Origin of the sequence: Photobacterium arenosum, assembly GCF_014841115.1 — a bacterium.
Classification (GTDB): domain Bacteria; phylum Pseudomonadota; class Gammaproteobacteria; order Enterobacterales; family Vibrionaceae; genus Photobacterium; species Photobacterium arenosum.
On record NZ_JACYTP010000020.1, the window covers coordinates 1 to 23,188 of the forward strand.

A 23,188-nucleotide genomic window follows, 5' to 3' on the forward strand; every position below is an offset into this window, starting at 1 on the left:
GGGTGAAGACGGCCCGACGCACCAGCCGGTGGAGCAAATCGCTTCGCTGCGCCTGACCCCGAACATGAGCACCTGGCGTCCGTGTGACCAGGTTGAATCTGCCGTGGCCTGGAAACTGGCCATTGAGCGTAAAGACGCACCGTCAGCGCTGATCTTCTCGCGTCAGAATCTGGCTCAGCAGGAGCGTAACGACGCGCAGGTTGCGGATATCGCAAAGGGTGGTTACATCCTGAAAGACTGCGCCGGCAAGCCTGAGCTGATTTTGATTGCTACCGGCTCTGAAGTAGAGCTGGCTGTGAACGCAGCGGCCGAGCTGAGCGCCGAAGGCAAGCAGGTGCGCGTGGTGTCTATGCCATCAACCGATGCATTCGACAAGCAAGACGCCGCTTACCGCGAGTCTGTGCTGCCATCGGATGTGACCGCCCGTATCGCTATCGAAGCCGGTATTGCCGACTTCTGGTACAAGTACGTGGGCTTTGACGGCCGCATCATCGGCATGACCGGCTTCGGTGAATCGGCCCCGGCTGGTGAGCTGTTCAAGCTGTTCGGCTTCACCACTGAAAACGTGGTCAGCACAGCGAAAGAGCTGCTGGCGTAAGTTAACCAGACACGCACCCAAAGCCAGTCTGCGGACTGGCTTTTTTTTATCTGTAGGTCAATACACCACCTTCGGATACCACATCTACTGGTAATTGACTCTGGTTTGCTAATTCTACTAATACGCTGACAGGTTCAAGATACAGCGCATAGGTAGAGTGATGAATCGGCAACGTTCTTCCCGGCTGCAACTGCAAAATTGCCTCCCTAACTTCCTGCGCACCCATTGATATCATTCCCAGCGGTCCGGTTGTCCCTACCCTGCCGACATGAGGCACAAATACATCTGGCTGACCCAATTTACGTACCGTACTGATCAATTCTGGAGTCATGAAACTGTCGCCACTCCAGTAAAGTGATTTTCGCCAGTCGCCCTGCTCAAAAGTCATCCAGTAACCATTACCATGGCCCAGCAACGATTCCATTGCTGGTGCTAGCGTATGATAAGCAGGTATAGCCGTTATCGTAACTTTATGGCTGCCATCTTCTAATCGCCAAGTATCCCCCCAGATTAACGCCTGACTGTTGCTGAACTTCAGCGAAGACATTAAAGCAATATCAGACTCAGGTATCACCACAGGTAAGGATTTAGGCAAAATATCACGCGCCACCTGATCAAAATGGTCTTCATGCGTATGACTGATCAGTACAGCATCGACCTGCTGGAGATCGAAATCAGGCAAAGGGGCTAATCGAGCATGATCCTTCACATTTGGGCCTTGTTTAAGATCAAACGCTTCATTAGGATCCGCCATTCGGTAAGCTTTCTCTCCTTCACCCAACATAGGATCTGTCAGTAATTGTATGTTTCCAAACTCAATCAGCATTGTTGGTCCACCCAACCACTGTATATTCAACTCATTTGCTTGAGCTATGGGCAAGCTCATAACCATAGCAGCAGCAATCGCAACCCGTTCAAATCTCATTTTTATTCCTTTTTACTGTTCATCGACAATAAGTGAAGAATACGCTGAGATTTAGTGGTAAAAAATATGAGATATTCGATACAACTTGGCTGATTATTTTAGACAATGAACTTACTCGCCCCTTTTAACAGCTTTATACTGGTCGCTGAATGTTTAAACTTCTCAGAAGCAGCGAGGCGCCTGAACGTACCCAGAGCAACAATCAGCGCACGGATAAACGAACTGGAAAAACAATTAGGTGTCCGGTTATTTCTGAGAAATACACGGCATGTCTCTTTAACGCCAGAAGGCGAACAATACCTGCTGGCCTGCAAAACAGCTTTAAATACATTAGAGGCGGCAGGGGCACAATTTACGCAGGCAGCAACACTGGCAGGAGCCATCCGTTTATCCGTACCGGCAAGTTTACCAAATGCACACTTTCTCTCATTGTTACAGTCTTTTCACCACAAATACCCGCTAATTCGCATCGAATTAGTATCAAAAGATGATGTGCTGGATTTGGCTGAACACCGGATTGATATTGCCATCAGAGGCAAAGATCCTGTCAATACTGAACTTATAGCCAGACCGCTGCCACCGGCCGAGATGCTACTGGTTGCCAGCCCTGAGTGGCTGGAAAAACATGCGCCAATCAGTGAATGGCATAACGTCGAACTGCATGACCCGCTTGGCCTTAGCCCGTTCAGCGGCCAAAACCCAGCCATTCGTTCTTCCAATCTGGAACAGTCGTTATCCTTATGTCTGTCTGGTACTGGTATCGCACTACTGCCATTGCCGCTTTGCCAAAGCAGCTTGCAATCATCTGCCTTGAAAGCCGTTCCTCCGCCTGTACCTTTACCCTCCTTACCGCTGTTTCTGATTTATCAGCAACGTCGGCTACTGCCTCAAAGAGTTAAAGTGCTCATCGACTTTCTGCTTTCAGCGATGAGACCCTAACCAACCAGACACTGGTGATTCAGCCCAGTATTCTGGGCTACCCGCCACTGCGCCTGAAAACCTGTCGCCGTATCTCTTTTCCATCAGTCAAAGATTTTCGCAGTTCTGCGTCGACAATATTCTGATCCAGCCCTATATCATCCAGTAAATAGTCAGGTAATTCACTTAAGTGGCGTAAGTCACGCTCCCGCTGACGCCAGCGTCGATAATAAGAAAAGCCAGACTTAATCATATTCACCACTTCTCTGCTCGCGGTAAACGCAAGCTTATATGTTGTCATCCCCATATCAACCACCTATCATCATCGAAAGATAGATTTATCTTCGACCAGAGTCAGCCGTTCCTCAAACGATAGATCCTGACAGTCAGTTAAGGAAAACTAATGTCATCGCCAAATGAACTCCGACACCGTATGCCACCATTACAGGGTTTATATTATTTTTATCAGGCGGCACATTACGGCAGTTTTAAAGCCGCTGCCGAGCACCTGCATGTCACTGCGGCTGCCATCAGCCAGCAAATCCGGTTATTGGAGGACTGGTTGGGTACCGCCTTGTTTTACCGCCAGCACCGGCGAGTGGTACTAACCCCGGAAGGTCAGACTCTGTTTGAGCACAGTCAGGAAGGCTTCAAACACATTCAGAATGGCGTTTGGCTGATCAACAATGACCCGGAACCCCAACGTTTATCCCTGTCGACACTGCCCTCTTTTTCTGTCCATTGGCTGGTACCTCGCATGACAGCATTTCGTTCGGATCATCCAGACATCTCTGTGTTAGTTGAGTCGAAAAATGAACTGGTGGATTTTGAGCAATCTTCGTTAGATCTCTGCATCCGATACGGTGAAGGCTGCTATCCGAATTTAACCTGTCAGTGGCTGATGGATGACTTGCTCTACCCCGTCTGCCATCCGATTTATCAGAAAGAACATCAGATTTTTGCGGTTGAGGACTTACAAGATGCTCATCTGATTGGTGATCTTTTACCGGATATGGATTGGGAACGCTGGATGTCGATTGTTGGCGTTAAAGGTGGTTCCACCTCATTGGTATACGATGGCGCCAGCTATGTGCTTGAAGGGGCGTTGTCAGTGCAGGGCGTTGCACTGGCTCGGCACAGCCTGGCTCACCGATTTGTCGAAGATGGCACCCTGGTGCGTATCGGTAACATTGCGGTACGGCCCAATTACAGTTATTTCCTATGTGCACCGGAAGGTTATTTTAAACGTGAAAAGATCCGGTTATTCAGTGACTGGATTCGCCGGCAGGCAGAAGCGTTTCAGCACACTCGGCCTGCCGATCTGGTTATCAAAGAAGCATGAAGGCAGTAAACAAGGGGGGATAACAAGTACTGTTCGCTATCTCTGTCACTGCCTCTGCCTCTGCCTCTGCCTGAACATTTTACTACCTGCTATTTTTTCAGCGCCGCCTGTAACAGGGCAATGACAGCTTCAGGAGCAGGTAACGAGGGATGACCAACCATACGACTGAGCGACGCATCAAAATTCTCATGCCAAACCGGTTCAACCACGTCATAACCGTCTTCTCGCAGTTGCTGGACATTGCGCTGAACCGCCGGCTTCTTCCACATTACGGCTCCCATCACGGGCAAAAAGCACACGGGAAAATCCGCTGCCAGGATCACGGTCGTCAACCGATTGGTCGCACCACCCTGTGCCGCAGTCGCAAGTGTATTTGCTGTGGCTGGCATCACAAACAGCACATCATGATCGGCGACGATCCGGGAAGGTTTATCCGTCGGCCAGTCCCGGGGCTGCTCACCCGCGATCACCCGGTCACAATACAATGCCATGCTGGATGCGGGTATGAATGTTTCTGCCGTCGGTGTCATCAGAACGGTCAGTTCACAATCAATTCCCCCTTTGATCGCCTGTAAATACTTTGGCAACAACATAATATCCACAGAACCTGATGCTCCGATCAGTATCTTAGGCTTTGCTGTTGGTTGGTTCTGGAGCTTGTCCATATTTGATTTCCTTAATTATTGCCGAATCTGTCCCTGACACAGCTCAACATTTCTGTAGTGCTGTTCGATCTGAAGCCTTACATCAAGAGTGTGTCGAGTACCGTTAACATGCCGGACGCATCACGGCCATGTCTGTCTTTCGGGTAACCTAAAGACACTTCAACATGCGGTATTCCTTCCAGTACCGTGGAACCATGCATATGAAGATGCCCGTACACGACAAGGCAGACCGGATAACGGCTTAACCAGGATGCAACCTGTTGTGTGCCGCACCAGATTGAAAACTCCTGCGGTTGCACAGACTGAGTCAGGACCTGCAGCATTGGAAAATGATTGATAAATATCATGGGAAGCTGTCCCGATACTGCATTCAGTCGGGCTTCTGTGTACTGAACACGCTCGGTACACCAGCTTCGGATATCCGGATAGGGATACGTTTTGAGAAAAAACGCGTCTGAGCAAACCGCACCTGCCCGTCTTGCTCTCTCCAACCCCTGCTCTGGCGTGAAGTCAGAAGGGTGGCGAAACGAGTAGTCATACAAGGTGAAAATAGGGGCAATCAAAAATGATTGCCCATTCTCAGCGGTATAAACCGGATAGTCATCCTCCGGGGTCAGGACGCCATATTGGTGACAAATCTCGATAAGCTGGCGATATCGCATTTCACCGGGTAACGCCATTGGCTCTTTGGGTGTACACCAAAGCTCATGATTACCGGGCACCCAGATGACCCGGTAAAACCGCGCGGCGACCAATCGAATAACCCACTCAAAATCGGTGAGATCGTCGGCCACATCACCACCCAGAATAAGCCAATCCTCGCAATGTCCAGCGCACAGTGCTTCTACAGCCCGCCTGTTTTCCGGGTGAGAGACATGCAAATCACTGACAGCCACCAACATAGCTTTGCTCCTAAAGTGTGCCCGGAGGCGCTTCTCCCCATCCCCATCTGGGCACGGTATCTCGCTTCGAAGGCTTAGCGCCCGGTTGTGAATTAGCCATTGCCCTGCGAGATCCCCACTCTATGTATGCCGTAAACGCTGACCGGAATTCCGGATCACTTGGCAGTTCAATTTCATCCGCACTCTGCATCATCAAAGATACCCAACGATCACGCTGTTCCGCCTGAATCGAACGCCCCCTGTGCTTGCGGATCATATTTTTGAACCCTCCTCTGTCATTGGTATACAGGGGCTCACCGCCAAAGACTTCTTCAAACCACATAGCAACATGGACATGGTGATCTGGCGGCATATGCTGAAAAAGGGGCTGAAGTAAGTCATCTTTTTCGACTTTTGCGTAAAACACTTGCAGCAAGTGACGGATCGCGTCGCGTCCCCCCATCCACTCCAGCAATGTGGGTGTTGATGTACTCATCGCTTGGCCTTGTTCAGCTGTCTCAACGTTCTCAGCCATGGTTTCTGTCATAGTTTCTGTCATAGTGTTTTCACTCATGATTAACCAAGCTCCAATGACGCAATGCACCAAACCTTGTGCTCCTGCTCTTTCGGCGGCTCGCCGCGATACATACGAAGTGTATGGAAGATGGATTCAAATCCATGCTTTTCTGCCAGCTTGATCAACGTTGGATCTGCTTTTTCAGGGACATCTAATGTGACTTGTCTCCCCTGCGGTACAGCGGATAATGCCGCGACGAACAGAGATTCCACCAGTTCGGGAGAATTAGCGAACAACGGACCAAGCCGGTAACCGTCTTGCGACTGACGAACGCCGATAATACCCGTCACTTCCTGACCGGTTCGGCAAATGAAGCCGTAACGTTTTTCCCCGATGAACCAGTGTTTCAGTAAGGCACTGCGGTCGGTACCCGTACAGCTTTTATCGTATGCGATGAGATCGTCGATATCCGCAGCCTGTACCAACGCAATATTATCGGGGCAATGGTAATCCTGCTGGACCTGGCCCACCATGCGCAGATTATTCCTGTCCCCTGCAAACCCCCATTTGGCATAGTTATCAACCTGGACCGGCATGCCATCCAGTCCCATGCAACGGTCCCCACCGTGGTAGAACGCAGTTTGACATAACTTCAGGCCATAGCCTTGCCCACGGTACGCCGGGGAAACCAAATAGTGCCCGAGGAAACTAAAGCTGGACGAATAATTAACAACTGACATCGCAGCGACAGGCTCTTTACCCAAATAACCGATAAAAAAGCCCTGATCATCAACCTCAAAAAAGGCGTTGGCATCACCAATGCCCATATCCCAGCCTTCATCTTTTGCCCACGCCATCACCGCTTGCCATTCCGCCAGAGTAGCGTGTTCTACATGCCAGACGCTGTTGGATGTTTCCGTTTTGTTTTTTACGATATCCATTATTTCCTCTCTAAAGCCCCATGGATTTACTGACGACTTCCAGCATGATTTCACTGGTGCCGCCATAAATTTTCTGAACCCGGCTGTTGACCCACAATTTGCCGATCGACGAATCGCTCATATAAGCACTGCCGCCATGCAGTTGCAGACATTCATCCGCCACTTTGTTCTGCACTTCTGTTGCCCACCATTTCAGTCGGGCTGTATCTTCCAGACTTAACGATCCCGCATTAAAACGTTCAATGGCATCATTGAGATAGCTGCGGGTGACTTTGATTTGAGTATCCAGTTGCGCCAGCAAAAAGCGGTTGTACTGAAACGCACCGATCGGCTGACCAAACGCCTTGCGCTGCTTAACGTAAGTCAGCGTCTCTGCCATCATGATTTCCGCGCTTGCCACCGCCACGGTACTGATACTTAAGCGTTCGCGTGTCATTCCTGTCATAAAGTAATAACTGCCAAGATTTTCACGTCCGAGCAGGTTACTTTTTGGCACAACACAGTGATCAAACGCTAAGTTCGCCGTATCACTGGCATGCCATCCCAGCTTTTTCAGCGCTTCACCCTGAGAAAAACCAGCCATGCCTTTTTCCACCACCATCAGGCTGATTCCCTGCCCTCGCGGCCCGGCGTCAGTCTTCACAGCGACGATGAACAGATCTGCATTCACGCCATTGGTGATAAACGCTTTACGGCCATTGAGCACATAGTTATCGCCGTCTGCTGTTGCTTCCGTGCTCATCCCGGCCGAATCTGAGCCACCGCCTGGCTCGGTAATGGCAATGGCGGCAATCCGACGGCCACTGCACAAATCCGGTAACCAGCGCTGTTTCTGCTCTTCGGAAGCAAACTGGTTGATATAGCTGGCAATCACATCGTTATGGGAAATCACAATCGGCGCTGTCATTCCAATAGCCAGCATTTCTTCAGTGAGTGCCAGCGCGTAGCGATAATCTGATTTATCTTTTCCTCCCAGCTCCTGGCTGACGCCCATACCCAGCAAGCCATGCGCTCCCATGGTTTGCCAGAAATCGCGGTCAACCAGGCCCTGCATCTCCCATTTTTCAAGATGGGGCTTCGCGTAATGGTCAAAACACTCCCGGCAAGACAGCCGGAATTCCTTTAGCTCATCTGTGGTTGTACTCACTGAAACACACTCCAACTGTCCATTTTGTTTTCCGCCGCCAGCCTTAATGAGGCTTCGGTATCCATTGCCTGCTGAATCACAGGCCAGTGCCGGTAAACCGCAAAATGATCGCCATCCACCCGGATCATGCTTGTACGTTCCGAGGTATGCTGCCGCCACTTCTGAAGCTGCTCCTCAGTAACGTGCGGATCGTCCGATGCGGCCACCAGCAGCAGGGGCTGCACGACTCGAAGATCCCTGAGCGAAGGAAACTGACTGCGCACCAGAAAATCACAGCGCAACTGAGCCACATAGCGCCTGGCCAGCGCCGGTTCATTCAGCACAGTATTCGGTGTTCCCTGATCCTCACGCATTTTTTGCAGCAGCGATTCATCCGACCATAAGTGCAAATCATCGGTATCTTGCTCACTGGGCGGGACTGATCCCGACACCATGCTGTACACAGGCTTGATCCCATACTTTTTATGCATAACGTCTGTGACTGCTACACTGAGCACACCGCCGAAGCTGTGGCCAAATGTCGCCCAGCACTGAATCCCCTGCTGCTGCTTATGCCGAAAATCGCTATAGAGGGTATCTGCCAGTTTTTCAGCCAGCGTTTGCAGGCATGTCACCTCAGGTTCACGACCCAGCATCCCACGTCCGGGTATTTCAACCGGATGTAAAACAGCCGTCCCCTTGTCCTGATGAAGCTGGCAGAAAGGGCGGTAGACATTGGCACTGGCCCCGGCATGGGGGAAGGCATACACAACCAGATTTTTATTTGCTGACATCCAGGCCTCCTGTTTTCAATGCATGCGCGATACGCTCTGCTACCATGATGGTGGTTAAATTGGTCGGCATGGAGGGAATCACAGGAAACAGTGAGGCATCGGCAACAGTCAGACCACTGACCCCGTACACTCTGCCGTTCTGATCTGCCGCGCAATCCGGGTTATGTTCAGGCCCCATCCGAACCGTTCCGGATGCGTGCCAGCCCGGGTTGAGCATGTTTTTTACCGCGCTGTACATCACACGATCACTGTTAATCATGGCGTCAGACCAGAACTGAACCCCATCCAGAAAGCGGGCAACATCCGGGTCATGCAGTGCGCGCCACATTTGCCGTACAGCACCTACCATGCGGTGAACGTCCTGCTCGTTTTCACGTAACGGGAGCTGGATAGATGGCAGCACTTCTGCCTCGCGGCTGGTGATAAAAACCTGTCCCCGCGCAGCAGGCTGCATCAGCATGGCAGAAGCGCCAACGATCATGGGATACTCAAGCCTGTGCCTGAATTTGGGAACGGTATGACTTTCGACATTGTTGAGCAGACCAATCTGGACATCGGTTTCCTCACCTGCACCACTGCAAATACGGGCGGCAATCTGGCGCCACGGCAAGCCACGACGGCAGACACCGGCTTTGGGAAGCGCCCAGATCACCAGAGAGGCATGATCCTGCAAATTGCGGCCAACGGCTGGCCGGTCAACCCGCACAGGAATGTTCAGGGAATCCAGGTGGGCCGGATCACCAATTCCGGAACGCTGTAACAGAGCAGGGGTGCCTATTGCTCCTGCTGCCAGTACAACTTCACTGGCTTCAAAGCTATGGCAGCGCCCCTGATAAATCGCTTCAATGCCTGACACCGCCGTCCCGCTGAACCTGATGGCAGAGACAAGAACATCTGTCAGTACCGTTAAGTTCGGTCTGTCCTGAACCGGTGCCAGATAAGCCTGATAGGCATCCAAACGCTGGGCCTGCTGTTTAACGTTGGAAGGTACAGGACCGATACCGGGTGCTTCGCCAGCATTCAAATCTTCTACATAAGGAACGCCTTGCTTCTGGCAGGCGACAGAGAAAGCCACATCTAACGGATGCAAGCTGTCTGTGTCGGGACGACGCAGTACCATAGGCCCCTGATCGCCATGCAGGTCATCACCAGAAAAATCCGTATCGGTTTCCAGACGGCGATACCAGGGTAGTACGTGTTGCCACGACCACTGCGGACATCCCATCTCTGCCCAACGCGCAAAGTCACGAGGAAAAGTCCGCAGTGCAACGGCGCCATTCACTGCTGATGATCCGCCCAGCACTTTCCCCACTCTGTAGTCAAAGGGAGGCGGATATGTCTCCTTCTGTTGACCACGAACCAGGTCACAGGCCGGGCTAAGGCTGCCTTTTAATTGCGCTTGATACGACCAGTTGTAACCTTCGAGCACCAAACGTGATGCATCAGCAAGCGGACTGTCAGCAAGGTGAGCATCTGACTCGGGTCCGGCTTCGAGCAACAACACCCGTTTATTGCTGTCTTCCGTCAGGCGGGCTGCGAGCACACAGCCCGCAGACCCTCCACCGACAATGATGAAATCAAACTGGCTCTGAGCCAGTGGTTCTTCGGCTAGAGCACTCATCCCAGACTGACTCCATCCAGTTGTTTCATTGATTCAATAATCTGGGCAAACTGACGGATGCTGGTGTTCATGAAGAGGCCTTCGATCAGATCCTGTTCCTGTACAGCCGTGACCTTGAACTCTTCGCGCAGCGTGCTTAACAGCGCCACGGCAATCAGCGAGTCTCCGCCAACATCAAAGAACCCGGCATTCACATCCAGATCATCATGTTGAAGCAGATCCCGCCAGAGATTGAGCAACCGGCTTTCCGTAACAGAAACGGGGGTGCTCTCTGCTGGCTGTGCATGCTCTTCAGGCCAGGGTGCCGGCAATGCTTTTCGATCTATCTTTCCGTTTGCGGTGAGTGGCATGTAAGGCAGAATAACGAAGTAAGTGGGCACCATATAGGGTGGCAAGGTACTTTGTACCTGCTCCCTGCAGCGCTGTTTCAGGGTTTCATGGTCATAAGAATCCGCGCTCTCATGCAGTACCAGATAGGCGACCAACTGCCGTTGTCCCGATTTAGGATGAGCCGGCGCATCAATCACAACATGGTTGACAGCTTGCAAACCCAGCAAAGCAAATTCCACTTCACCCAGCTCAACCCGGTAACCATTGATTTTCACCTGGTTATCTTCCCTGCCCAGAATTTCTATCAAGCCATCCTGGATATAGCGCCCCAAATCCCCTGTTTTATACAGACGCTCTCCGGTTTTCGGATGGGTAAAAAATCGCTGCGCCGTTTTCTCCGGATCGGCCCAGTAGCCTTGAGCAACCCCTTCACCCGCGATATACAGCTCACCAATCCCCCATTTGGGACAATCTTCCAGCCACTCGTTAAGCACATGAAAGCGCTGGTTGGCCAGTGGCTTACCATACGGAATGCTGACCCAGTCTTGCTCAACATGCTCAATGGGATAGCAGATAGACCAGATGGAGCCTTCCGTTGCACCGCCAAGGCTGATTACCTGAGCGTCCGGCAGTGCGTTGCGGATCGCATCCGGTAAATCCACCGGAATCCAGTCTCCGCTCATTAAAATCAGTCGCAACTTGCTGCTGGCTAGCAGATCACTGGCCCTGTCAACCATCACTTTGACCGGGGCAGGAACGCTGTTCCAGATTGTGATGCCGTGATGAATCAGAGTCTCACACCAGATTTTGGGATCGTTCTGGGCATCTGCAGCCTGGAACACCAAACGGCCACCTGCACCCAACACCCCGAAATAGTCATACACAGATAAGTCAAACCCTGCCGGTGCAATAGAAAGGACGGCATCGTCGGCTGTAACCTGGAAGCGACGGTTAATGTCCTCAAGGGTATTGACGGCATTGTTGTGACTAATCATGACGCCTTTCGGCTCGCCGGTAGAGCCGGAAGTGAAAATCACATAGGCCAGATCATCAGCGCACTGAATGGGTGACACAGTTGCCAAAGGTGTGTCGTCCGGCAGGGTATCCAGATCGACTCTTAAAAAAGACTGATATTCGTCAGGGTTGGTGAAAACCTCTGTGCTGGTCACGACCGCTTTGGCCTGACAACGGTTCAGCAATTGCAGTCTCCTTTGTTGCGGTAAAGCAGGATCTATCGAGACATAGGCGCCGCCTGACTGCAAGATCCCCAAAATACCGACGATCAGTTCAGGCCCTTGCGGCAAGGACACCGCTATGATATCTCCGGCTTCAATAAGCGCAGATTCCCGTAAGGTCGCTGCCAGTTGCGTTGATTTGTCAACCAATTCGCCATAAGTGAGATGGTTATCACCTTGCTCTATGGCAACAGCATCCGGACGATTTTTCGCCGCATCCAGCAGCCCGTCCTGCAGTAGCCTGGGGCTTACATCAACAAAAGTGTCATTCGCCGCCTGGCGTTCTGCCCTGTCTGATTCAGGAATGCTCACCACAGCGCCGGTTTTCTGCCAGATTGTTTGCTCTGAGAGAGCTTGATCTGAGACAGCTTCATCTGAAAGAGCCTGATGCAGCAATTCCAGATAAGCGTCCATCATGTCTTCGGCCAGGTTGGGCGGGAACAAGCCATCCACATAATTAAAGTGAATTCCCAGACCTTGCTGTTCGAGGGTGATCTGGTTTTCCAGCCAGATCTGCGGTGTTTGATTGCTGGCATACACCTGCTTGCTGTCTGGTCCCCGCCAGTCAGGCACCCACTCTGCTAATTCAGGGGTCAATGTATTACTGAATACTACTGGCATTGAGATTGCGCGATTTTCCTGTTTACGACTGGTCAGCTCGCGCAACACTTGAATACCATTAAATGAGGCATGCAACTTTCCCTGATAAAGCAAGGTTTGCACTTCTAGCATCCGCTCTGAAAAAGTACTTTCCGCAACACAAGAGACTGGCAATAGTTGGGGCTGAAGAAAATTTCCTACCGTTTGGTCAATCGCATCTTCGTAAGGCCTGCGTCCCATCTGAGTCAGTGTCAGGGTGAAATCCTGGCGTTTTGACCACTGACGAATGACCTCGGTATAACACCCCAGCAACAAGGCTTCCGCTGTCAGGCCATGCTTATCAGCAGCTTGTTTTAATGACGCTAAGGTCTGCATAGGTAACAATCTGGAAAGGCGTTGAATATTGGGGTGTTCAATTTGTTGCGGGGAAATATTGAGTGGCAGTTCAGGCGCTGGGGGAAGATGATTAATGCGTTCAAGCCAGTATTGCTGGTCGTTCCGGCCCTGCGCCTCCCCCTGAAGTATGCGCTCTGCGGCGACATAATTCAGGAAATCCGGTAACTTTACCGGTGTGGCATCTCCCTTCTGCTGATATTCACGCCAGATATCTTTCAGCACTAGCCTTACACTGATCACATCAAGAAACATGAGATCAAAATGGCAATGCAAACGCCATGCCTTTTCCGTTAACCGGGTGATTCGTATTTCAAATGATGGCGCCTCGTCTAGCGTAAGCCGTTGCTTTTCCATGCTTTGGCGCAGTGTGGTGAGATAGGTGTCCTGCTCTGAAGCTTCCCAGGCACTAATATCTTTTGATTTAATGCAATACAGGCTGCAAGCCGGCACAATTTTTTGTTTGCCGCCAGATACAGCAACGGCCCTTAGCATGGCATGCCTGCCAATGATCTGATTCACGGCATACTTGAAACGCTCCTCATCCAGAGCGTCGACATCCAGTTCCAGATAGTAACTGCTGGATAATCCTCCGAGCTCCAGGCCTGTATTCCGTCCGATCAGATACGCATACTGGATGTCTGTTAATGGCTGTTCCTGTGGTTCAGAAACAGCGGTTGTTTGCTCGGCCGGTGGCTGATGCAAGGGCAGTTGCCCGCGGTACAGGGCATCAAGATATTCATCTTCCCGGTCTGCTTCGTGCGACGCTTGCCTGTCGTGCCTGAATGACAGGCGGCCATGTTTTTTAACTATCTGTTTATTAAAGACCTGTTTTTTAAGGGGTAGTTTGCCAACTTGATCAACGTTCATAATGGGTCATGTGTCCTTAGTTTGTATTTCAATATTTGCATTTAATAAAATTGTTATTATCTAAAACGCAAAAACCTATCTACTCGTTACTATGCAACAAGTAGATAGGTTACAAACTAGAAGGCGATATGTTATTCGGTCAAATAATCAATTGATTGTTTTTTATGCGCCTGTGACATATGTGATCAAAGACAATACTTACAGCAACTAGAGATGTCGCTCTTTAAGCACTTTATTGCTTCATATCACGGCTAACCTGATTGCTCACTCGCTGTTTGCACTGTCGATTGATATCGACGCCTGGTGATCAACCATGCCAGCAAGGCTGCCGCTACATAAATGCCCGCAGCTGTAGCAAACGCCAAACTATATCCCCCGACCACATCAGAGGCTATGCCCGTAATTACCATCAAAGAAGCCAGTCCGAATGTGGGGCCTAATTCCATAGAAGTATTCATCACACCTCCCGCCAGACCGGCCTGATGCTGAGGGACATTCATAGTGGACAACACAGCTGATCCCGAAAACATGAGCGATGTGCCCAAAGTCAGAATAACGATGCCCGGCAGTAATCCTGACACATAGGTGACTTCCTGATGAATGCCCGCCAGCAGGCTTAACCCGACAGCACCAATCACTAAACCGCTGATTGTTACTTTCAGTGCCCCCAGACGCCCGACAATGCGGCTTGCCGCCTGATTCATGATCAGTAAGGTTAAGGTATAAGGCACAAAGGCGCCTGCTGTTTCAAGCGGAGTCCAGTTTTGCTGAATCTGGAGGAACAGGGACAACAGGAAAGTGACCAGACCCATACTGGCGGCAGCCAGAAGAATACCCACCAGCCCCACGATACGGTTTGGTTCACCAATAAACCCTTTTGGCAGCAACGGATCATTGACACGCCGTTCAGCGACCAGAAACAGGGCGATAAGACAGAGGCCCACCAGTACGGGGACAAAAACGACAGGGGTTGACCAGCCCAGTTCGCCGCTGGCTATCAGACCATAGCTACCAATGGAAATACCCAGTGTAGCCAGCAAGGCGCCGAGAGGATCAAGCCCGATCTTATGTTTAACTGTCTGGCTATCCTCGTCTTTCGGTAATACCCATTTCACAGCCATTAATCCGATAATGGCGATAATCACAGGAACAACAAACATCCAACGCCAGGAAACCCAGGTCGTTACCACGCCTGAGGCCAGAAAACCCACGCCACCACCAAGCACAGACACGCCTCCCCATGTTGCCATTGCTCTCATAAAAGCGCTCGGATCCGGAAACAGTGTGCGCAAAACAGCAACAGCAGCAGGTGCTGTCAAAGCGGCACCCACTCCTTGCAAAAAGCGCATAGCAACCATCATGTTGAAGTGGGTTGAAAAAGCCGCAACCGCAGAAGCCAGACCAAAGACACAAAGGCCAACTGTGAATAGTTTCAATCCGCCAAATCTGTCGGTCAACCGGCCTCCGAACAACAACAATCCGCTGAAAGGCAACCCATATGCAGTGCTGACCAGAAGCAAATCTGAAGCCTGCAGCCCGAATTCACGCCCTATATCCGGCAATGGAATGCCTATCATAACAATGGTGAAAATCAGTGTCGCCTGCACCACAGCCAGCAGGGGGAAAGCCAGTTTAGAAGCAGACGACAGGTCCGTATCCATTGCCACCTGTGCATCCTGTTGTTCCTTGAGAGTCATCCCGGAATCCTTATGTAAATAGCCAACGAACGTCTGTTGAACCTTAAAATATCATTCAATTGAATTATTGATTGATGTTCAGCATAGGATACGGATGACCTATGTGTCAACGTTCAACTGATATTCTGGATGTTTATTCGGGGGGCTTACTCTGGATACTTAGAAAGACAGGTTTCTCACCGAACCCTCTCAGTGTGAAACCTGTCTCAATAGGAAACCCATGTCATTATAAACCATTAAAACACTCAGTTTTGATCAGGTAGCATCGACTTTAAAGCCGGCCGCTTTCCATTCAGGTACACCATCGTTTAAACGGCGGGCAGATAAACCTTTTTCTTTGAGCGCATTAACCGCAGTAATAGATAACGAACAATAAGGGCCACGGCAATAGGCCACAATTTCCTGCTCTTTCGGCAGCTCTGACAGTCGCACTTCGAGCTCGCCAAGGGGAATATTGATAGCGCCGGGCAAGTGCCCCTGTTCGAATTCTTCTTCAGGGCGTACATCCAGTAAAGTCACACTGTTTTCCTGCATTCGGACCAGTAACTCTTCCCGCGAAATGGCTTCCACATCCTGCTGATGATGCAAAGTGCCTTTAACCAGCATTCTGATCTCTGAGTGATTAAACTCGGCAAACTGACGCAATGCCATCAAGAGTTCAACAACAGGCGCATCAGCGAGACGATAAAACACATGCTTGCCTTCACGGCGGGTCTGGACATAACCATTTCGCTTGAGCTGCTGCAAGTGCTGGGACGTGTTTGCCACAGTCAGATCCGCCAGTTCTGCCAACTTTTCAACGGACTTTTCCCCTTGGGCGATATGTTCCAGCAGTATGAGCCGGTGGGCGTTTCCTAAAGGCCGGGCGAGGTCAGCCAACTCTGAATAAATATGATACTGATTGTTTATTATTGACATAGAAGATTAACTGCCCCATCATTCAATCGATTTATTGAATTATATAGCATTATCAGTGGATTGATACCGCCGCTGCCTCATTTGCTGACATTTTTATAGTTAACCGCGCAGCAGCCTGCGATAAACCAACAAGGAGAGAACCAAGATGGAACCTGATTTCATTCTACGCGCCATCGCTCTGGGTATAGGCGCCACCCTGGTCATGGACCTGTGGGCACTTTTCCTGAAAGTCTGTTTTAAGATCCCTTCTCTGAACTATTCCATGGTTGGCCGTTGGATCGGGCACTTCCCTAAAGGGCAATTCACCCACGCCAATATCGGCAAGGCAGAACCCGTCGCAGGTGAAACTCTGCTTGGCTGGACGGCACATTATGCGATAGGCATTTGCTTCGCCGCCGTGCTGCTGTGGGGCTGGGGACTGGAATGGGCGGCCTCTCCGACCTTACTGCCCGCTTTAATTGTGGGCGTGCTGACTGTAGTTGCGCCATTTTTCCTGATGCAACCGGGTATGGGGGCTGGCGTCGCTGCATCAAAAACCCCTCAGCCCAATACCGCTAGGTTACGCAGCCTGCTGGCTCATACCTCATACGGTGTGGGGTTATATTTAACGGGGATAATATTGTCAGTTTATTGAATGCCATTTCAGGACGGGACAGACAGAGTCAGCAAAAAGCCCCCGAACCATTCGGGGGCTTTATCAGAACTGGTTGATATTTTCACGGCAGCCAAGTGATTCAGCTTGGCGCGAGGCCAATTTCACTTACAGCGAAAACATCGGAGAAATACCGGCATCCTGCCCGTTCATAAGCAATGCGCCGATCACCATCAGCAACACGCCACCAAGTAGCTGAAGAGCATAACCGGCCAGTTGCCACCCTGCCTTCCTGTGACTGTTGCCAGTCATCAGATACCGCTGAACCAATTGTTTCCCTGTGAGTGTCATGATTGCAATCATGTGGATATCGGACTCGACTGCCCGGATCACCACGACGCCAGGCGAGATCCTTGTATGGCAAAAACGTCATCACAATCTTTCAGTCAACGTCTGATAAAAGTAACAGAGCTGTGGTACACCGTGAGCTTGGGAGCCTTCTCAAGCTCGAGCGTGGTGGGAAGACGAGCCAAACTTCCGAACCAATTCAACCCGTGTAAATACGCACCGACTGTGGGCATAAAAATGATCAGAAATGGTTTGGTTGGGCCGCTTGTGGATGCTCCAGGTGCCAAAAACCTAGAATTTTTTTCCAAGAATTTGTCTCTGTGATAAGAGAGATTTCAAACGGATATATCGCTTTTGGACATTGATGAGTTAGAACAAACAGCCAAATTTATGCATGAAGAACCACGTAGTTAGGGACGATTAGTTTTAATAAGGCGAAACACAATATGTTATTGCCACTATTTTCCTCAAATATATCTGCGAAGCGGTGAAAATGAATCAAGAACCCGGCCTACTGTTGATGTAACTGTGAATCCCCTCTCCTTGTTCTCTCGGTCGGCTTCTACGCTATGGCCGAATAAGTTAATTTTCATGACACCTCAATTATCCTCTATGCTTCTTAAATTGAATTAATTCGTCGGTGACATGCTGGAAGAAAGCAGTTAAAACAGCATTGTCATTCTTGTCGCGATACAAAGCACATAAGTGAGCCGGTAGATTTTCTCTGAGCTTGATAAAATGTACATTGCTCCAACGGTGATAGCTAAAACTAGTTGGAACAATAGACACCAAATTACTACTCGCTACAATCGAAACGAGAGTATTCGGCTCATACACTTCTTGGGCAATATTGATATAGTGTCCATGCGTTAAAAAAGTATCGACGATCAATTTTGACGATGCCGAATCTTGTCTTTGCATAAAGATAAATTGCTCATCTTTTAACTCTTCAATAGAGATCATCTTTCTGTCTTTGAAAGTATGATTGTTCGCGACAACTACGCACATTTCATCATCCACCATCTTTTCTGCAGTAAACGGCGAGGTATTGATGGTGTCGGCAAACCGAACTAACCCAATATCGATCTTATGCTTATCTAGGCTCGATTTTTGTTCCTCTGGCGTCATCTCAAAGATCTGAAAACCGTAATCAGGGTAAGCTTCTTTAAAGCTCCGTAGCGCATCACCCAGTCCAGCCCAGAAGAAAGAACTGATCAACCCAACATTCAACGATTTGTTTTCATTCCGACCTTGCTCAATCACTTTACGAACCGAAGTATCAAACACTCTGAAAATGGTTTGACACTCATCAAAGAGTAATTGACCCGTATTGGTTAGCTCGACGGTTCTTGTATCGCGGATAAACAGCGGGCTGCCAATGATTCGTTCCAGCTCTTTGATTTGTGCACTTAATGGCGAATTGGAGATGTGAAGTTTTTTTGCCGCATTACCGAAATGCTTGACTGTCGCAACTTGATAGAAGTAGCGAAGCATCTTGAGAGTGATCTTTGATGAATGATCTACCATGTCTTCCTCTGTGATCTGTATCACGTAATGTGAACGATATAACGAATCTCTGATTCCGAAAACTGGTTAAGAGGTCACAAAATTTAATTGCTTGTTTAATAAGAATATTTTTTAAACATCAACGAGCTGATTACTTATTAGCCTACAATATCCAGTTTTGATCGGTTTATAACGGTCACATTATGCTTATTAACAGCATAATAAACATATTTTTTGAGATGTACCAGACGAAGCGATTTCTAGATACTGCAACCAAGCAATCTTCAATAGGCGTTCATCATGGATATTTCATCAAACAATAAAGGCGTGTTTGTCGCAGGCTCTTACAACCTTGATATTGTCTCCCGAGTGGCATCATTTCCTCAAAAAGGAGAAACGGTTCGCGTCTTATCTAAAAAGTTTCTTTCTGGTGGTAAAGGGGCGAACCAAGCAACAGCATGCCGAAGAGTGACAGAAGATACTCACTTCTTTGCCAAAATTGGTCACGATGATTTTGCCAAGCGAGCTAAGCAGCATTTGGAGGAACAGCAGTTTGCTTCTCTCACGCTGGCCGAAACACACCATTCACCGACAGGTGTTGCGCTTATCATGGTTTCTGAACGTGAGAAAGACAACTACATTGTGTTGGATCTGGGTGCGAACTTAAAGGTGAGCGATGCGGATATTCAGGAAATCACCCCTCAAATTGAACAAGCATCCGTTGTGCTTGTACAGCTAGAAAACAATATTGAAGCGGTTTCCGCTGTGCTACGTAAAGCGAAGGCGCTGGCTAAAACCACGATTCTAAACCCAGCGCCTTACCATGATCAGGTACACACCTTGCTGCCACTGGTGGACGTTATCACCCCAAACGAAACCGAGGCTTCTGAGCTAAGCGGTATTGTGATTCATGATATTGAGACTGCTGAACAAGCTGCTCGTGTTATCCATCGCATGGGTGTAACCAACGTCATCATTACCTTAGGCGGTAATGGCTGCCTTACTTATGACGGCAATGAGTTTAAACGTTTTCTGTCATACCCAGCAGACGTAGTGGACACCAGTGGGGCAGGTGATGCGTTTAATGGTTCATTAGCGGCATTCTTATCACTTGGTAAAACCTTATCGGAATCGATCAACTTCGCTACAGCCTTTGCATCGTGCTCTGTAGAGAATGAAGGCGCGGCAAACATGCCATCAATGGCTCAAGTTGAAGCTAAATTAACGACAGTCAGGAAGTAAAGATGCGCAATATTATTATTGATACCGACATCGGTGATGATGCAGACGATATTCTGGCGCTAGGTTTAGCACTATCGACGGATCAACTGAACCTTATTGGCGTTACAACAGTATTTAAGAACACCCGGCTGAGAGCAAAGATGGCAAAGAGCGTTCTTCAGTTGGCGAATCGTGAAGACATCCCTGTGTATGCAGGCTGTGAACATCGCATTAATGGTGAAGAAAACGACGATAAAGAGATCCCTTGCCAATATCAAGGAAAAATGGATAGTCAGTTGATTGAAACTGAGCATGCCGTTGACTTCATGGCTAACGTGCTAATGCAGGAAAATCTCACGATTGTTGCGATTGGGCCACTAACCAATGTTGCAACACTTATCAAGGAACATCCAGAGTTAGTTAAAAATATTGACGAGTTAGTTCTAATGGGTGGCTGTTATTACCGACACGTCAATGAGTGGAATATTATTTGTGACCCAGAAGCCGCCGATATTGTTTTCAGCTCTGGCATTAATATTCGTGCAGTTGGTCTGGATGTTACAACCAAATGTCATTTCGATGGAGATTATCTTTCTCAGGCTCAAGATAACGCGAATACAGGATTGAAAAAAATTCTAATTGAGAGCTGTGACGCTTGGTTTAATAAAACCGGATTCACTCCAATACTGCACGACCCTCTTACAGTATTTTCTCTTCTAGAAGAGAGCGACATTGAGTATAACCAAGAACAAGTTCGCGTTGAATTAAAGGGTCAGTACACTACTGGCATGACGGTTTGTACTGAAGATGGAATTTGGGGAAAAACAACAAATAACCCAAATTGCTTGGTTGCTAAAAAATTAAATTATTCACAGTTCGTTGAGTTTTTCTTAAGAAACGTGTTTTTAAAGTAAAAGGTGAGGTCGTTATGACTTTAAATAGAATGTCGATCTTGGAGAAGATTGGCTTTGGTTCTGGTGATTCGGCAATCAACCTATCCATGATATCTGCGGGTATGTTGATTTATGCATTTCACGTTCAAATTGTTGGTCTAACTCCTGTTGATGCAGGTTGGCTACTTCTGCTTGTTCGTATTATTGATGCGGTGACAGACCCTGCAATGGGCTGGGCAAGCAACCGCTACAAGTCTCGTTGGGGTCACTACCGTCATTGGATTGGTTTCGCTGCGATTCCAATGGGTATCTCAATGTACCTGATGTTCACCACAGTTGGTGACACTTACGAAATGAAACTTATGTGGGCATACGGCACGTATATCTTTAATACGTTGATGTTCACTATGGTGACAATCCCTTATATATCAATGATCGGTGTTGTTACTGATAACCCAGACGAGCGTATTACGGCGAACTCATGGCGTTTCACAATGGCGAAGACAGCAACGCTACTATGTACGTCATTGGTTCCATTCTGGGTGACATCACAAACAAATCAAGTGGAAGGCTATGCGACCTCCTTCGCTATTCTTGGTGCAATTGGTGCGGCATGTCTACTGTTCTGTTCGTTCACAACTCGTGAGCACATTGATATTGAACCAAACAAAGTACCAGTTATTGAACAACTAAAAAGCCTGGTAAAAAATGACCAATGGATCGTGCTTTGTTCAGCGTGTATCACGCTTATGCTTGCCTTCTTGGTGCGTGGCAACATCGCCTTTATCTATGGCACAGAATACGCAGGCGCAAGCTTTGGCGTTCAGATCTCTGTCTTCCTGGGTATGTGGTCGGTGGGTGGTATTCTTGCTGCCATCGTATCGAAAAAGCTAACCAAACATTTTTGTAAGATTCAGGTTTTCCGCGTATCAATGTACACATCAGCACTGATGGGTATCTCAATCTACTTCTTAGTAGGGCAAGATGAGTTTGTTGCAGCTGTTATTTGTTACTTACTCTACTGCTTCTTAACAGACCTTAATACTCCAATCTTCTGGGCACTGATTTCTGAGGTGAGCGATTACGGTAAGAAGAAAACAGGTATTGATTCATCAGGTATTTCGATGGGAGCAATCTCATTCTGTCAGAAATTAGGTATGGGTCTTTCTGGTATCGTGACGGGTTACACTCTTCAATACTTTGGTTATTCAGCAGAAGCTGAGAAAACACCTGAAGTATTAGAGGGTTTATCATTATCGCTTTCTGTAGCACCAGCAATCTTCTTCTTAATTACTGGCCTAATTATGCGTAAATACATCATCACAACCAGTTACTACAATAAGATGATGGGTAAATCTGAAGATAAAAAACACATTCCAGAAACACAAAACAAAACCATTGAATCAAGTTATTAATCTAATTGGATTACTAAACAAAAGTATTTTAGTGAACCAAACAAATATCTAAAATAAATAAAAGAGATACTGAAATGAACAAAGCATTACCTCTATCTATACTTGCAGCAAGCATGCTACTCCCTACTATTTCGACGGCAGAAAGCATATCTGAAACAGAAGAAATACTAGATAAAAACCCTGTATATTTAGAACTATATACTCGTTACGAAGAAGAACGAAATGTTGGTCTTCAAGGGCTTATTGGATGGATTACATTCTCAGATTTTTATGACATTGAATTCGGCGCTGAAGTAAATACCGACGGTTACTATGAATATAACTTGGGTAAATTTATTCCACTGACCGATAAAGCTTGGCTCCATACCTATGTCGGCTATACACAGTGGAACTATCGTTTATCTCTTCGCGCAGGATACAACTTTGACAATGGCCTAATGGTGAATGCGCGCGTTCGACCTGAATTCGGCTACGACGATTGGATCAGTATCGATGAAAATGGCAATGAGGTTAACTACGGTACTAACCTGTCTGTTCGCACCGATCTATTTATTGGTTACAACTCTGATCGCTATGAGTTCTTCTACAACCGTGTAGATAACTTTGAAACAGATAAGGAAATTGCCAATACATTCCGTAATGGCACTCATTTGGCTACGGACCACGAATTCCGTGTGACTTATACTGCAAATAAATGGCGCCCATACTTCCAGGCTACAATCATGAAAGATGGCTTTTTTGATGGCACATCCTACGAAGACGATCTCCGTTGGCAAGTTGGCTTTGCGCTACCTATGGACATCTAATGTAGTTTTGTTGTCGCAGAAATTTGTAACTATCTA

General features: G+C 48.5%; 22 protein-coding genes. 8 read left to right on the plus strand and 14 right to left on the minus strand.

From position 1 onward, the window contains the following. The coding region (locus IFO68_RS20695; protein ID WP_272872740.1) for a transketolase-like TK C-terminal-containing protein at positions 1-598 on the plus strand (598 nt) is incomplete at its 5' end. A gap of 46 nt (positions 599-644) precedes the next feature. On the opposite strand, the gene IFO68_RS20700 is transcribed toward IFO68_RS20695, so the two are convergent. Further along, on the minus strand, positions 645-1,523 hold the full coding sequence (locus IFO68_RS20700) for an MBL fold metallo-hydrolase (protein WP_192017674.1): 879 nt from the start codon (positions 1,521-1,523) through the stop codon (positions 645-647). A 105-nt stretch (positions 1,524-1,628) separates the two neighbouring features. Here IFO68_RS20700 and IFO68_RS20705 point away from each other — a divergent pair, with 105 nt between their 5' ends. Beyond that, positions 1,629-2,462, plus strand: a complete 834-nt coding sequence (locus tag IFO68_RS20705) for a LysR family transcriptional regulator (protein WP_192017675.1) — start codon at positions 1,629-1,631, stop codon at positions 2,460-2,462. Between the two features lie 37 nt (positions 2,463-2,499). On the opposite strand, the gene IFO68_RS20710 is transcribed toward IFO68_RS20705, so the two are convergent. Further along, positions 2,500-2,742 carry a DUF1127 domain-containing protein gene (locus tag IFO68_RS20710; RefSeq protein WP_192017676.1) on the minus strand — a complete coding sequence of 81 codons (243 nt, stop codon included), beginning with the start codon at positions 2,740-2,742 and terminating at the stop codon, positions 2,500-2,502. 102 nt (positions 2,743-2,844) lie between these two features. Between IFO68_RS20710 and IFO68_RS20720 the strand changes: the two genes are divergently transcribed. Beyond that, positions 2,845-3,783, plus strand: coding sequence for a LysR substrate-binding domain-containing protein (locus tag IFO68_RS20720; protein WP_192017677.1), 939 nt, complete (start codon positions 2,845-2,847; stop codon positions 3,781-3,783). Positions 3,784-3,872: 89 nt separating this feature from the next. Here the strand turns inward: IFO68_RS20720 and IFO68_RS20725 are convergent, their stop codons facing one another. The 10 genes from IFO68_RS20725 to IFO68_RS20770 form a co-directional block, all read right to left on the minus strand. Further along, entirely contained in the window at positions 3,873-4,448 is a 576-nt protein-coding gene (locus tag IFO68_RS20725; protein ID WP_192017678.1) for a flavoprotein, read from the minus strand. 77 nt (positions 4,449-4,525) lie between these two features. Further along, on the minus strand, positions 4,526-5,350 hold the full coding sequence (locus tag IFO68_RS20730; protein ID WP_192017679.1) for a metallophosphoesterase family protein: 825 nt from the start codon (positions 5,348-5,350) through the stop codon (positions 4,526-4,528). Between the two features lie 10 nt (positions 5,351-5,360). Then, the gene (locus tag IFO68_RS20735; RefSeq protein WP_218386034.1) at positions 5,361-5,903 is read right to left on the minus strand and encodes a group II truncated hemoglobin; all 543 of its coding nucleotides are present in this window, start codon (positions 5,901-5,903) and stop codon (positions 5,361-5,363) included. A gap of 2 nt (positions 5,904-5,905) precedes the next feature. Continuing rightward, entirely contained in the window at positions 5,906-6,787 is an 882-nt protein-coding gene (locus tag IFO68_RS20740; RefSeq protein ID WP_192017680.1) for a GNAT family N-acetyltransferase, read from the minus strand. A 10-nt stretch (positions 6,788-6,797) separates the two neighbouring features. Then, complete coding sequence (locus IFO68_RS20745) at positions 6,798-7,934, minus strand: acyl-CoA dehydrogenase family protein (protein ID WP_192017681.1); 1,137 nt, start codon at positions 7,932-7,934, stop codon at positions 6,798-6,800. Then, on the minus strand, positions 7,931-8,707 hold the full coding sequence (locus IFO68_RS20750) for a thioesterase II family protein (RefSeq protein WP_192017682.1): 777 nt from the start codon (positions 8,705-8,707) through the stop codon (positions 7,931-7,933). Before IFO68_RS20750 ends, IFO68_RS20745 begins: the two co-directional genes overlap by 4 nt. Next, entirely contained in the window at positions 8,694-10,328 is a 1,635-nt protein-coding gene (locus tag IFO68_RS20755) for a GMC family oxidoreductase (protein ID WP_192017683.1), read from the minus strand. Before IFO68_RS20755 ends, IFO68_RS20750 begins: the two co-directional genes overlap by 14 nt. Continuing rightward, on the minus strand, positions 10,325-13,756 hold the full coding sequence (locus tag IFO68_RS20760) for a non-ribosomal peptide synthetase (protein ID WP_192017684.1): 3,432 nt from the start codon (positions 13,754-13,756) through the stop codon (positions 10,325-10,327). The genes IFO68_RS20755 and IFO68_RS20760 overlap by 4 nt, the downstream gene beginning before the upstream one ends. 251 nt (positions 13,757-14,007) lie before the next feature. Continuing rightward, positions 14,008-15,453: an MFS transporter gene (locus tag IFO68_RS20765; protein WP_225445374.1), complete on the minus strand. Its 1,446-nt coding sequence runs from the start codon at positions 15,451-15,453 to the stop codon at positions 14,008-14,010. A gap of 255 nt (positions 15,454-15,708) precedes the next feature. Next, complete coding sequence (locus IFO68_RS20770) at positions 15,709-16,371, minus strand: ArsR/SmtB family transcription factor (protein ID WP_192017685.1); 663 nt, start codon at positions 16,369-16,371, stop codon at positions 15,709-15,711. Between the two features lie 145 nt (positions 16,372-16,516). Here IFO68_RS20770 and IFO68_RS20775 point away from each other — a divergent pair, with 145 nt between their 5' ends. After that, on the plus strand, positions 16,517-17,005 hold the full coding sequence (locus tag IFO68_RS20775) for a DUF2938 domain-containing protein (RefSeq protein ID WP_192017686.1): 489 nt from the start codon (positions 16,517-16,519) through the stop codon (positions 17,003-17,005). A 126-nt stretch (positions 17,006-17,131) separates the two neighbouring features. Here IFO68_RS20775 and IFO68_RS20780 read toward each other — a convergent pair whose 3' ends face one another. Together IFO68_RS20780 and IFO68_RS20785 are read right to left on the minus strand one after the other, a co-directional pair. Next, complete coding sequence (locus tag IFO68_RS20780) at positions 17,132-17,314, minus strand: hypothetical protein (RefSeq protein ID WP_192017687.1); 183 nt, start codon at positions 17,312-17,314, stop codon at positions 17,132-17,134. 600 nt (positions 17,315-17,914) lie between these two features. Further along, complete coding sequence (locus tag IFO68_RS20785; protein ID WP_192017688.1) at positions 17,915-18,838, minus strand: LysR family transcriptional regulator; 924 nt, start codon at positions 18,836-18,838, stop codon at positions 17,915-17,917. A 279-nt stretch (positions 18,839-19,117) separates the two neighbouring features. On the opposite strand from IFO68_RS20785, the gene IFO68_RS20790 reads away from it, so the two are divergent. The 4 genes from IFO68_RS20790 (at position 19,118) to IFO68_RS20805 (ending at position 23,152) form a co-directional block, all read left to right on the plus strand. Next, on the plus strand, positions 19,118-20,059 hold the full coding sequence (locus IFO68_RS20790) for a ribokinase (protein WP_192017689.1): 942 nt from the start codon (positions 19,118-19,120) through the stop codon (positions 20,057-20,059). Between the two features lie 2 nt (positions 20,060-20,061). Further along, positions 20,062-20,952 (plus strand): nucleoside hydrolase, encoded by an 891-nt coding sequence (locus tag IFO68_RS20795; RefSeq protein WP_192017690.1) that lies wholly within the window; start codon positions 20,062-20,064, stop codon positions 20,950-20,952. A gap of 14 nt (positions 20,953-20,966) precedes the next feature. Continuing rightward, positions 20,967-22,346 (plus strand): MFS transporter, encoded by a 1,380-nt coding sequence (locus IFO68_RS20800; RefSeq protein WP_192017691.1) that lies wholly within the window; start codon positions 20,967-20,969, stop codon positions 22,344-22,346. Positions 22,347-22,420: 74 nt separating this feature from the next. Beyond that, positions 22,421-23,152 (plus strand): oligogalacturonate-specific porin KdgM family protein, encoded by a 732-nt coding sequence (locus tag IFO68_RS20805; RefSeq protein WP_192017692.1) that lies wholly within the window; start codon positions 22,421-22,423, stop codon positions 23,150-23,152. The last annotated feature ends 36 nt before the right edge of the window (positions 23,153-23,188 follow it).